Annotated in this window: 9 protein-coding genes; 6 read left to right on the top strand and 3 right to left on the bottom strand. The window is 72.1% G+C overall.

Features of this window, described 5'->3' with window-relative positions; genetic code table 11:
• The first annotated feature begins 4 nt into the window (after window positions 1-4).
• The gene (locus tag OGL88_RS02015; RefSeq protein WP_263055034.1) at window positions 5-3211 is read left to right on the top strand and encodes a BTAD domain-containing putative transcriptional regulator; all 3207 of its coding nucleotides are present in this window, start codon (window positions 5-7) and stop codon (window positions 3209-3211) included.
• 10 nt (window positions 3212-3221) lie between these two features.
• Here OGL88_RS02015 and OGL88_RS02020 read toward each other — a convergent pair whose 3' ends face one another.
• Both OGL88_RS02020 and OGL88_RS02025 read right to left on the bottom strand, forming a co-directional pair.
• Window positions 3222-4052: an ABC transporter permease gene (locus tag OGL88_RS02020; protein ID WP_123293152.1), complete on the bottom strand. Its 831-nt coding sequence runs from the start codon at window positions 4050-4052 to the stop codon at window positions 3222-3224.
• Entirely contained in the window at window positions 4049-5047 is a 999-nt protein-coding gene (locus OGL88_RS02025) for an ATP-binding cassette domain-containing protein (RefSeq protein WP_263055035.1), read from the bottom strand. Before OGL88_RS02025 ends, OGL88_RS02020 begins: the two co-directional genes overlap by 4 nt.
• Before the next feature lie 151 nt (window positions 5048-5198).
• Between OGL88_RS02025 and truA the strand changes: the two genes are divergently transcribed.
• From truA to glmM, 5 genes are all read left to right on the top strand, one after another.
• A complete protein-coding gene (truA, locus tag OGL88_RS02030; RefSeq protein WP_263055036.1) occupies window positions 5199-6086 on the top strand; it encodes a tRNA pseudouridine(38-40) synthase TruA in 888 nt (295 codons plus the stop codon).
• Window positions 6087-6159: 73 nt separating this feature from the next.
• Entirely contained in the window at window positions 6160-8760 is a 2601-nt protein-coding gene (locus OGL88_RS02035; RefSeq protein ID WP_263089373.1) for an ExeM/NucH family extracellular endonuclease, read from the top strand.
• Window positions 8761-9088: 328 nt separating this feature from the next.
• Window positions 9089-9535, top strand: a complete 447-nt coding sequence (gene rplM, locus OGL88_RS02040; RefSeq protein ID WP_071259898.1) for a 50S ribosomal protein L13 — start codon at window positions 9089-9091, stop codon at window positions 9533-9535.
• A 37-nt stretch (window positions 9536-9572) separates the two neighbouring features.
• Entirely contained in the window at window positions 9573-10058 is a 486-nt protein-coding gene (gene rpsI, locus OGL88_RS02045; protein WP_263089374.1) for a 30S ribosomal protein S9, read from the top strand.
• A 22-nt stretch (window positions 10059-10080) separates the two neighbouring features.
• Window positions 10081-11454: a phosphoglucosamine mutase gene (glmM, locus tag OGL88_RS02050; RefSeq protein ID WP_263089375.1), complete on the top strand. Its 1374-nt coding sequence runs from the start codon at window positions 10081-10083 to the stop codon at window positions 11452-11454.
• A gap of 248 nt (window positions 11455-11702) precedes the next feature.
• Here glmM and coaA read toward each other — a convergent pair whose 3' ends face one another.
• Entirely contained in the window at window positions 11703-12647 is a 945-nt protein-coding gene (coaA, locus tag OGL88_RS02055; protein ID WP_205463316.1) for a type I pantothenate kinase, read from the bottom strand.
• Window positions 12648-12696 lie beyond the last annotated feature (49 nt).

A 12696-nucleotide genomic window follows, 5' to 3' on the forward strand; every position in this document is an offset into this window, starting at 1 on the left:
CACCGTGACCGTCCCGCCCCGCATCGCCGTCCTCGGACCGGTCACGGTGACGGGTGCGGACGGCCGGCAGTCGCCCGTGCCCGGAGCGCTCGCTCGGGCGTTCCTGACGGCGCTGGTGCTCGCGCGCGGCCACGCCCTGACCACCGAGTCCCTGATCGACGACCTCTGGCCGGACGCGCAGCCGCGGGGTGCGCGTGCGGCGCTGCAGACGCTCGTGTCCCGACTGCGCCGGAGCGTGGCGGACGGCCTCGTGGTGTCGACGAGCACCGGGTACGCGCTGGGCGGCGACCCCGAGGACGTCGACCTCGCCCGTGCCGCGCGTGCGGTGGGCGCGACGGAGCCGGCAGCGGTCCGTGCCGCCCTCGACCTCTGGCGTGGTGACCCGGGCGCCGACGTCGACGGCGACCTGGGCGCGGCGCTCGCGGACCGTGCGGCAGCCCTCCGGCGGACGCTCCGGCGCGCGCTCGGCGGCGCCCTGCTCGACGAGGGCGACGCCGACGAGGCCGCCGCGCTCTGGGCGGCAGAGGCCGTCGCCAACCCCTACGACGAGGTCGCGGTCGCCGGTTCGATGCGAGCCCTTGCCGCAGCCGGCCGCACGAGCGAGGCCATCGCCGCCTTCGCGGCGCACCGTGACCGCCTCGCCGACGAACTCGGCGCCGACCCCTCGGCCGACCTGGTCCGCCTCAACGCCGAGTTGCTGCGCCGATCCGGCCCCGCAACGGGCAGCGTCCGCCGCGTCGGCCTGCGTGCTGCGCCGAACACGTTGGTCGGGAGGGAGGCCGACCTCGCCGCCGTCTCGGACCTGCTGTCCGCCGGACGGCTGGTCACGATCCTCGGAGCGGGTGGGCTGGGGAAGACCCGCCTGGCGCAGGCGGTCGCCGCCGGCCTGCCTTCGACACACGGCGTCGTCGTGGTCGAACTCGCGCCGCTCGCCTCGGCCGACGACATCGTGCCGGCCCTCGGCGCGCTGCTCGGCATCGCCGAGTTCCGCTCCACCCGATCGCTCCGGGACGCCGTCGCGGCCGACCTGCGCACCCGGGTCGTGCGGGCGCTCGCCGACGGGCCGACCGTGCTCGTCCTGGACAACTGCGAGCACCTGGTGGCCGAGGTCGCCGCCTTCGCCGCGGACCTGCTCGCGACCGTGCCCGCCCTGCGGATCCTGACGACGTCGCGCGCGCCGCTCGCCATCGCCGGCGAGGTCGTGGCTCCCCTCGCACCCCTGCCCGTCGAGGCCGACGGGGCGGCCGTCCGGCTCTTCACCGAGCGGGCGCGGGCCGCACGACCCGGAGCCGTGCTGCCGGTGGACACGGTGCGCCGGATCTGCACGCGGCTCGACGGGTCACCGCTGGCCATCGAGCTCGCGGCCGCACGCATCCGGGGGATGAGCGCCGACGAGATCGAGCGCCGGTTGGACGACCGGTTCGCGCTGCTGCGCGGCGGTGACCGGAGCGCCCCGGAGCGGCACCGCACCCTGCTCGCCGTGATCGAGTGGAGCTGGCGTCTGCTCGACGACGGGGCCCAGGACCTGCTGACGCGTCTGGCCCTCTTCCCGGACGGACTCGCGGTCGACGCCGTCGAGGCGGTCGCGGCCCCGGACCGCCGGGCGGACGCGCTCGACGACCTCGCCGAGCTCGTGGAGCAGTCGCTCGTGCAGCTCGTCGAACACGAGGGTGAGCCCGTGCGGTACCGGCTGCTCGAGACCGTGCGGGAGTTCGGTGCGGCCCGGCTGGGGGACCGCGGCGCCACCGAGGCCGTCCGTGCGGCCATGATCGGCTGGGGCCGGGGGTTCGCGGCCGAGCGCAACCTGCTCACGATCACGGGTTCCGCACAGCTCGAGCGGTTCCGCGAGGTCGCCCGCGAATCCGACAACCTCGTCACGCTGCTCCGCTGGAGCCTGGCTGCTGACGACACCGCGGCGGTCGCGCACCTGTTCGCGGCCCTCGGCGGCTACTGGTCGCTGCGCGGTGCCCACGGTGAGGTCGTCGCACTCGGCCCCGAGGTCGTCCCGGTCCTGCGCCGTACCGGACCGGCGGCCGAGGACCGTGCCGCGACCGTGCTCGGACTCGTCGTCACCGGCGGGTCGTCAGCGTTCAGCGACAAGCGCACCGCAGCCCTGGCCGTGTCGACCCTGCGCCGCGTGATGCGCGACGGCACCACCGGGTTCGCGGTGCTCGACGCCCAGGCAGCGCTGCTCCTCACCCTGGGGCGACCGGCCGACGGGTACGCCCTGCTCGCCCGCTACCGCGACGACCCGGAGCCCGGTGTCGCCTGCCTGGCGAACATGCTCAGCGCGCCGCTCGCCGAGAACGACGGGGAGTCCGCCGTCGCCCTGCGGTACGCGACCCGCGCCGAGAGGCTCTCGCGGTCGAGCGACGACGCCTGGACGACCGGGTCGATCGCCGTCACCATGACCCAGCTCCTGGCGCAGACCGGTCGGCACGCCGACGCCCTGCGGTCCGCCGAGGTCGCCCGCGAGCAACTCGAACGGTTCGGGGCCGACGACGACCTGTACGAGATCGGCTGGACCGTCGGGCTCTGCGCCGCGAGCACCGGCGACGTCGTGCGTGCCCGGCAGGTCGCCGACGACCTGCAGCACCGTCCGGTCGAGGCCCGCGGCGGGTTCGACGGGGACCGGGTGCAGATCGGCGTGCTCGCGATGGCCATCGGTGCGGAGTGCTCGCGCTGGGAAGGAGCCCTCGACGACGCGGCGGCGGAGTACGCCCGCGCCTGGGACTCCGTGCTGCCCCTGCGGAAGCAGACGCCGCACTGGACGCTCATGGCGGGCTCGGCGCGGATCGCGGCGCGGGACGAGGCGACGGTGCGCCGGTCCGACGGAGCCGTGACGGGCCTCCCGGTCGACGACGTGGCGGTCGCGAGACGCCTGCGCGTCGGCGCGCTCGTGATGCTGCGCGTCCACCCGTGGTGGCTGGACCTGCCCGTGATCGGGACTGCCCTGCTCGGGCTGGCGCTCGCCGCCGCCCGCGACGGACGGCCGGAGCACGCCGCTCGCTGCTGGGGGCTGGCGACCCGACTCGGTTCGCGGCAGGACTTCGGCGTGCTCGCGCACACGCGGATGCGGTCGGTGCTGGCCGACGCCCTCGGCGACGCGGTGCTGGCGGACGCCGAGACGGCCTCGGCCGGATCGAACCGGACCGAGGCCGTCTCGCAGGCGCGGCTCCTGCTCGAGGAGCTGCGGTTCCGCGTGCGCTGACCGGCGCCCGTCAGGCCTTGCGCATGTACGCGCGGACCGTCAGCGGCGCGAACACCGCGACCACGACCGCTGCGCCGAGCAGGCTGATCCAGAGGTCGACGCCCACCGTGCCGTGGTTCACGAGCTCGCGGACCGCCGTGATCAGGTGCGAGATCGGGTTGACCTCGGAGAACCAGCGCAGCCAGTCCGGCAGGGTGTCCGCCGGCACGAACGCGTTCGACAGGAACGTCAGCGGGAACAGCACCATGTTGGAGATGCCGGAGACGCTCGACGCCGTCCGCGCGACGACGCCGAAGTACGCGAAGATCCAGCTGATCGCCCAAGCGACGACGATGACCAGCAACCCGGCCAGGACGACCGCGCCGAAGCCGCCGGCCGGACGCAGCCCCATGATGATGCCGACCGTGAAGGTGATCGTGGTGGCGATCGCGTACCGGACGGTGTCGGCGAGCAGCGCACCCGCGAGCGGGGCGATCCGGGCGATGGGCAGGGACTTGAAGCGGTCGAAGACGCCCTTGTCCATGTCCTCGCGCAGCTGCACGCCCGTGACGATCGACGACGTGATGTTCGTCTGCACCAGGATGCCGGGGATGATGATCGGCAGGTAGCTCGCGACGTCACCCGCGATCGCACCACCGAAGATGTACGTGAACATCACGGTGAAGATGATCGGCATCAGGGTGACGTCGAACAGCTGCTCCGGGGTGCGCCGGACCTTGATCAGGCCGCGGTACGCCATCGTGAGCGACTGCCGGACGGTGGCGCCGAGCCCGGTCGCACCGACGCCGGGGCGCGGGGTGATCCGGGGCGCAGCGGTGCCCGTGGTGGTGATGGTGGTCATGCGATGGCCCCTGCGAGTTCGCGGTCGGTGCTGTCGTTGTCGTCGTCGGTGGTCGCCGGTGCGCCGGTGATCGTCAGGAAGACCTCGTCGAGGGTGGGCTTCTGCACGCTCATCTCGGTGAGGGTGATGCCGGCCTCGCGGAACGACACCAGCAGGTCCGTCACGCGGTCGGGGTCCGACATCGGCGCGGTGAGACGCGAGCCCTCGGGGCTGGCCACCGCGTCGACGCCGAGGGTGTTCCGGACGATCGTGCGTGCGGCGTCGAGCCGGAGCGCATCGGTCAGACGGAGCTGCAGCGACGAACTGCCGATCGAGGCCTTCAGTTCGTCGCTCGTGCCCTCGGCGACGACCTTGCCGTGGTCGATGACCGCGATGCGGTCGGCGAGCTGGTCCGCCTCGTCCAGGTACTGTGTCGTCAGCAGCACAGTCGAGCCCGTCGCCACGAGCTCGCGGATGGTGTCCCACATCTGCGCACGGGTCCGGGGGTCGAGCCCCGTGGTCGGCTCGTCGAGGAAGATCAGCGGCGGCTGCGCGATGAGGCTCGCAGCCAGGTCGAGCCGGCGACGCATGCCACCGGAGAAGGCCTTGAGCGGGCGCGACGCGGCCTCGGTCAGCCCGAAGCGCTCGAGCAGCTCCACGGCCTTCCGCTTCGAGTCGGCGCGGGACAACCCGAGCAGGCGCGCGAAGATCACCAGGTTCTCGGTCGCGCTGAGGGTCTCGTCGACGCTGGCGTACTGGCCCGTCACCCCGATCAGGGTGCGGACGGTCTGCGCCTCGCGCCGGACGTCGTGCCCGAAGATCCGGGCCTCGCCGCCGTCCGCCTTGAGCAGGGTCGCGAGCATGGAGATGGTGGTGGTCTTGCCGGCGCCGTTGGGACCGAGCACGCCGTAGACCGTGCCGGCCTCCACACGGAGGTCGACACCGTCCACTGCGCGGTTCGTCCCGAAGGTCTTCACGAGGCCGGAGGCCTCCACCGCGAGCGGTGTCGTGTTCATCGAAGGGTCCTTTCGTCGATGTCGAGGACGATGGTGCCGCGGGGCGCTCACGCGGCACTGACGTGGCGCTGACATCGGTGGACAGCGCGCGTCAGCCGGGTGCTGTGCAGGACGGACGGGAGGCGCGGTGCAGCCCCGGTACGGTGGTCGCGTGGACGAGACGGCGGGCCTGCAGGGCGGCGGCGAGGCTGCCGGGATCCGGCTGCGGCTGGACATCGCGTACGACGGGGCCGCGTTCTCCGGGTGGGCACGGCAGCCCGGGCTGCGGACGGTGCAGGGCGCGCTCGAGGCCGCCCTCGCCACCGTCTTCACCCGGTGGGGCGAACCGCCACTGCTCACCGTCGCCGGACGCACCGACGCCGGCGTGCACGCCACCGGACAGGTCGCCCACCTCGACCTGTCCGCCGAACAGTGGGACGCGCTCAGCGCCAAGCGTGGCTCGGGGCGCTCGCCGCTGGACGGCCTCGTCAAACGCGTGAACGGCATCGCGGCACCAGAGGGCGACGTCGTCGTCACCCGGGCATCGGTCGCGCCGGACGGGTTCGACGCCCGGTTCTCGCCGCTCTGGCGACGGTACGAGTACCGGATCGCGGACGCCGACGCCCCGCGCGATCCACGTCGGCGCGGGTACACGGTCTGGCACGGGGCGAGCCTCGACCCGGCAGCGATGGAGCGCGGTGCGCTGACGCTGTTGGGGCTGCACGACTTCGCGACGTTCTGCAAGCCGCGCGAGGGCGCGACGACCATCCGGACATTGCAGGAGTTCCGCTGGGACCGCGAGCCGGACGGGGTGCTGGTGGCGCGCCTCCAGGCCGATGCGTTCTGCCACTCCATGGTGCGCGCGATGGTGGGGGCGACCATCGCCGTCGGCGAGGGGCGGTTCGGGCCGGAACGGCTCGAGGAGCTCCGCGTCGCCGAGACGCGGACGAGCGCGTTCAAGACGGCGCCGGCGAAGGGGCTGACGCTGACCGAGGTGGGGTACCCGGCGGATGGGGAGCTCGCGGGTCGAGCGGAGCAGACGCGGGCGCGGCGGGAGTGAACGCCCGGTCCTGGTGTTGCCGAGAGCAATCATTTACCTCGACGCAACCTGAGGGACTCCGCAGGTCGGTAGCGTGCGGGCATGCCCAACTCCCTCGGGCGCACTCTGCTGTGCGCCACGGCTGCCGAACGGCCTGGTCCGCCAGGGCACGGCGGACACCGACGACAACGGCGCGGACTTCTCGGTGACGACGACCCTGACGCCGCGGAACGCCGCGGGCGAGACGGCTGCGCCGACCGATCCGACGGAGCCCACCGACCCGACGGAGCCGACGGACCCCGGCGCCCCCGCCGAGGCCGTGACCATCGCGCAACTGCAGGGCACCACGGACACCTCGCCCTACGCCGGCAAGACCGTCACCACCGACGGTGTCGTCACCGCGGTCTACGCGTCCGGCGGCTTCAACGGCTACACGATCCAGACCCCGGGGACCGGCGGTGCGATCGACCTCGGCACCCACACCGCGTCCGACGCCGTCTTCGTCTTCTCGTCCGCGACCGCCGGGCTGGTGGCCGAGGGCGACCACGTGCGCGTCACCGGTGGGGTCTCCGAGTACTTCGGCCTGACCGAGCTCACGGTGTCGGGCACGGCATCGTTCGAGAAGCTCACCGACACCGTCGTCGCCCCGCAGCCCGCAGCGGTCGCGTTCCCGTCGTCGGACGCGCAGCGCGAGTCGCTCGAGAGCATGCTCATCGCCCCGCAGGGCTCCTTCACGGTCGCCGACAACTACACGACGAACCAGTACGGCGAGGTCGTGCTCGCCAGCGGCGCCGGCCGGCTCGTCCAGCCGACCGAGGTCGGCCGCCCGGGCAGCGCCGAGGCGAAGGCCGTCGAGGCGTCCAACGCCGCGCGCAAGGTCACGCTCGACGACGGCGCCAGCACCAACTTCCTGACGAAGGCCAACCAGGGCATCCCGGTGTCGTGGCTCACCCAGGGGCCGGTCACCGTCGGGGCGACCGCCACGTTCGAGGCTCCGGTCGTCCTCGAGTACCGCAACAGCGGGTGGAAGTTCCAGCCGACCACGCCGATCACCGGTGCGACCCCGGCGGCCGACCTGCCCGCGTCGTTCTCGAACGTGCGACAGGCGAAGCCGCAGGACGTCGGCGGCGACCTCAAGCTCGCCGGGTTCAACGTGCTGAACTACTTCCCGACCACGGGCGACCAGCTCACCGGCTGCTCGTACTACACCGACCGCGCGGGCGACCCCGTCACGGTGAACTCCGGCTGCGACGCGCGCGGTGCCGCTGAGGAAGAGGACTTCCTGCGCCAGCAGGTCAAGATCGTCAAGGCGATCAACGGCCTCGGCGCGGACGTCGTCTCGCTCGAGGAGATCGAGAACTCGGCACGCTTCGGCCAGGACCGCGACGCCGCCGTGGCGACGCTCGTCGACGCCCTCAACGCCGCCACCGGCGAGGACACCTGGGCCTACGCGAAGTCCCCCGCGACGGTGCCGGCGAGCGAGGACGTCATCCGGCTCGCGCTCATCTACAAGCAGGACCGCGTCGCCCCCGTCGGTGAGTCGACGATCCTGCTCGACGACGCGTTCACGAACGCCCGGCAGCCCGTCGCGGACGCGTTCCGCCCCGTCGGCGGCACCTCCGAGGACGACTTCCTCGTGATCGCGAACCACTTCAAGTCGAAGGGCTCCGGCACCGGCGAGAACGCCGACCAGGGTGACGGCCAGGGCTCCTCGAACGCCGACCGGGTGCGGCAGGCGAAGGCCCTCGTGACCTTCTCCACCGACATGCAGGCGCAGTACGGCACCGACAAGGTGTTCATGCTCGGTGACTTCAACGCCTACAGCAAGGAGGACCCGGTGGTCGTCCTCGACGACGCCGGCTACACCGACCTCGGCCCGGCGCTCGACGCCACCGAGTACTCGTACGTGTTCTCCGGCCTGAGCGGGTCGCTCGACCACGTGTTCGCGTCCCCGGCCGCCACCGAGACGGTCACGGGCGTGGACATCTGGAACATCAACTCGGTCGAGTCGGTGGGCCTGGAGTACAGCCGCTACAACTACAACGCGTCGGACCTGTACACCGACGACCTGTTCCGCGCAAGCGACCACGACCCGATCCTGGTCGGGTTCGACCTGGACGCTGCCGGCACCGACCCGGGCACGGACCCCGGGACCGACCCGACTCCAGTGCCGACCCCGACCCCGACGCCGGGTGACGGCGGCACGACCCCGACCCCGACGCCCACGTCGAAGCCGACCCCCGCTCCGACCCCGTCGGCTCCGGGGGCGGTGCCGCCGGTGGCCCCGTCGGAGACCGGTCTGACCGACGCGAACCGTGGGAGCGTCTCGGCGCCGTCGTCGGCTCGCGCGGGGGAGACCATCACGGTCACGGTGGGCGCGCAGTACGCGGGTGACGTGGTGAACGTGTGGCTGTACTCGACCCCGACGCTGCTCGGCACGGTGACGGTGGCCGCCGACGGGACGGTCCGGGTGACGATCCCGTCGGACACCCCCGCTGGTGCACACCGCCTCGCGGTGACGGCCACGGACGGGAGCCTGATCGGGTGGACCCCGATCAGGATCACCGCTGACGGGCAGCTCGCGTTCACGGGTGCCGAGGGCCTCGGTGCCGTCGCGCTGGTCGCGTTCCTGCTGCTCGCCACGGGTGCGGGTGTGCTGATCGTCCGTCGTCGCAAGGCGGCGGCTGCGGAGTAGTCCCCACGCCCCACGGGGCACTTCGTGAGCAGCAATGGTCGGGTCCGCACATCGGACCCGACCATTGCTGCTCACCAAGCGGCGTGGGTGCGATCCACGGACGGACGGGAGGCCCGTGGCCAGGCCGCCACGGGCCTCCCGTCCGGCAGTGGCTGCGTTTGACCGACGCGACCCGCGTCGGCTAGGCTCTTACCTTGGTCTGTGCGCCACGCGCGCCGGACAGTCAGATGAGCCCTCCATCCGGGCGTTCCGCCGGCTTCTGCCGCGGGGAACCCCGACCGGAGTGGGATTCACGGACTCCTCACCTCGACACGAAAGCAGCACTCCTGTGACTCGCACGTTCTCACCGAAGCCGGCAGACGTCCAGCACGACTGGATCGTCATCGACGCGACCGATGTCGTCCTCGGCCGTCTCGCCACCCACGCCGCGGCGCTCCTGCGCGGCAAGCACAAGGCCACCTTCGCCCAGCACATGGACATGGGTGACTACGTCATCATCGTGAACGCCGACAAGGTCGCCCTGACCGGTTCGAAGCTCGCGAAGAAGGTCTACTACCGCCACTCGGGGTACCCGGGCGGCCTGACGGCGACCTCCTACCCGGAGATGCTCGAGAAGCACCCCACCCGCGCCGTCGAGAAGGCGATCCGCGGCATGCTGCCGAAGAACACCCTCGGTCGCGAGCAGCTCAAGAAGCTGAAGGTCTACGCCGGCGCGGAGCACCCGCACTCCGCGCAGCAGCCCAAGGCGTACATCTTCGACCAGGTCGCACAGTAGTTCCGGCCACGACGACTTCAAGGACATAGAGAAACTCATGGCTCAGATCGCTGATTCCCTCGACCAGACCCCGGAGAGCTTCACCACGGAGAGCGCACCCGCCGCTGCCGAGGCTGCTCCCCGTCAGATCCTCAACGTCTCCGGCGGTGCCGTCGGGCGCCGCAAGGAGGCCATCGCGCGCGTTCGCCTCGTTCCGGGCTCCGGCACGTTCGTCGTGAACGGTCGCTCGCTCGAGGACTACTTCCCGAACAAGCTGCACCAGCAGCTCATCAACGACCCGTTCAAGGTCCTCGAGCTCCTCGGCTCGTACGACGTCGTCGCCCGCATCACCGGTGGCGGCCCCTCGGGTCAGGCCGGCGCACTCCGCCTCGCCGTCGCCCGCACGCTGAACGAGATCGACCGCGAGAACAACCGCGCGACCCTCAAGAAGGCCGGCTTCCTCACCCGTGACGCCCGCGTCATCGAGCGCAAGAAGGCCGGTCTCAAGAAGGCCCGCAAGGCTTCGCAGTTCTCGAAGCGCTAGTCGTCACCGGCTGAAGATCGCAATGCCGCGTCTGTTCGGTACCGACGGGGTTCGTGGTCTCGCCAACGGCGAGCTGACGGCCGCGCTCGCACTGGGTCTTGCCCAGGCGAGCGCGGCCGTCCTCACACACGGACACCATGCGGACGCCCGGCGGGCGTCCGGTCGGCCGCGCCCCCGCGCGGTCCTGGCGCGCGACCCGCGCGTCTCCGGTGAGTTCCTCGGTGCCGCGGTCGCGGCCGGACTCGCCTCTGCCGGCGTCGACGTGCTCGATGCCGGGGTCATCCCCACCCCCGCTGCGGCGTTCCTCGTCGCGGACATCGACGCCGACTTCGGCGTGATGATCTCCGCGTCGCACAACCCCGCCCCGGACAACGGGATCAAGTTCTTCGCCACGGGTGGTCGCAAGCTGCCGGACGAGGTCGAGGACCGCATCGAAGCGGCCATGCACGACCACTCCGCGCCGACCCCCACCGGCATCGACGTCGGTCGGATCACCCGGTTCGCCGACGCCGAGGACCGCTACGTCGTCCACCTGCTCGGCACGCTGCCGCACCGGCTCGACGGGATCCACGTCGTGCTCGACTGCGCCAACGGTGCAGCCGCCGGCGTCTCGCCCGAGGTGTTCGTCAACGCCGGGGCACGCGTCACGCTCATCGGTGCCGACCCTGACGGCTGGAACATCAACGACGGTGTCGGTTCGACCCACATCGACAACCTGGCCCGTGCGGTGCTCGAGCACGGCGCGGACGTCGGCATCGCGCACGACGGCGACGCGGACCGCTGCCTGGCCGTGGACGCCGCGGGCAACGCCATCGACGGTGACCAGATCATGGCGATCCTGGCGCTGTCGCTGCAGGAACGCGGTCGGCTGCAGGACGACACCCTCGTCGCGACGGTCATGTCCAACCTCGGGCTCAAGCGAGCGATGGCCGACGCGGGCATCACCGTGATCGAGGCCGGCGTGGGTGACCGGTACGTGCTCGAGAAGATGACCGAGGGCGACTACTCCATCGGTGGCGAGCAGTCCGGCCACATCATCTTCAACGAGTACGCCACCACGGGCGACGGCATCCTGACCGGGTTGCACCTGGTCGCCGAGATGGCGCGGACGGGCAAGTCCCTGCAGGAGCTCGCCTCGTGCATGACGGTGTTCCCGCAGGTCCTGCTCAACGTCCGGGGCGTCGACCGTCACGGCCTCGCCGACCAGGGCGTGCAGGACGCCGTCGCCGCGGCGTCGGCAGCGCTCGGGGACACCGGGCGCGTGCTGCTCCGACCGTCGGGCACCGAGCCCGTGGTGCGCGTGATGGTCGAGGCCGCTTCGCAGGACGACGCCCAGCGCATCGCCGAGGAGCTCGCCGCCGTCGTGCAGGAGCGCCTGGCGCTCGACGCCGCGTAGGCCGAGGCGCCGGGCGCGACTTCGCGCCGCGCGCGCCGCGTTCGCGCCCCGCTGCGGTCGTCGCGCCCCGACTCTTCCGGGCGCGATGACCGTACGGGGGCGCGCACCCGCACCCGCGCTCGCGACCGCGTCGCGCTTGCGTTGCGTGCCGCTTCCGTCGCGCGCCCCGCTGCGGTCGTTGCGCCCCGACTCTTCGGGGCGCGATGACCGTACCGGGGTGCAAGCCCGCGCGCACCCGCCCGCCCGCGCTAGATCTTGCGGAGCAGGACCGAGTTCACCTTGTGGTCGGCGGCCTTCTTCAGCACCAGGGTCGCCCGGGAGCGGGTCGGCAGGACGTTCTCGAGCAGGTTCGGCTCGTTGATCGCCCGCCAGACCTCTGTCGCGGTGCGGACGGCGTCCTCGCGCGACAGGCTCGCGAACCGGTGGAAGAACGAGTCCGGGCTCGAGAACGCCTCTTCCTGCAGGGCCAGGAACCGGTCGACGTACCAGGCTTCGATGTCCTTGGTCTTGGCGTCGACGTAGATCGTGAAGTCGAACAGGTCGGACAGCGCGAGCCGCCCGTGCACCGGCGGGGCGAGGACGTTCAGGCCCTCGACGATGAGGATGTCCGGCTGGCGGACGACGATCTCGGCGTCCGGCACGATGTCGTAGACCAGGTGCGAGTAGTACGGCGCCCGGACCTCGGTCGCGCCGCTCTTCACCTGGCTGACGAACCGCAGCAGGGAGCGACGGTCGTAGGACTCCGGGAAGCCCTTCCGGTCCATGATCCCGCGACGCTCGAGCTCGGCGTTCGGGTACAGGAACCCGTCGGTGGTCACCAGCTCGACCCGCGGGGTGTCCGGCCAGCGCTTCGTGAGCTCGCGGAGCAGTCGCGCGACGGTGGACTTCCCGACGGCGACGGACCCGGCGACACCGATCACGAACGGCGTGCGTCCGGCTCGGTCACCGAGGAACGCCGAGGTCGACGCGTGCAGGTTCCGGGCCCCGGCGGCGTACAGCGTCAGCAGCCGCGACAGCGGGAGGTAGACCTCCTGCACCTCCTGCATGTCCAACCGGTCGCCGAGCCCGCGCAGCTGCACAATCTCGGTCTCGGTGAGCGACAGGTGCTCCTTGGGGGCGAGCTGCGACCAGTCGTGCCGCGGGATCTCCACGAACGGGGTCGGGTGCGCGACGGCGGTCTCCGGGATCGGCATGGGGACGAGCGTACAGACGGGAGGCCCGGTGCAGGTGAGCTGACCGGCT

The sequence above is a fragment of the Curtobacterium sp. RIT-PI-V genome (assembly GCF_025642935.1).
GTDB lineage: Bacteria > Actinomycetota > Actinomycetes > Actinomycetales > Microbacteriaceae > Curtobacterium.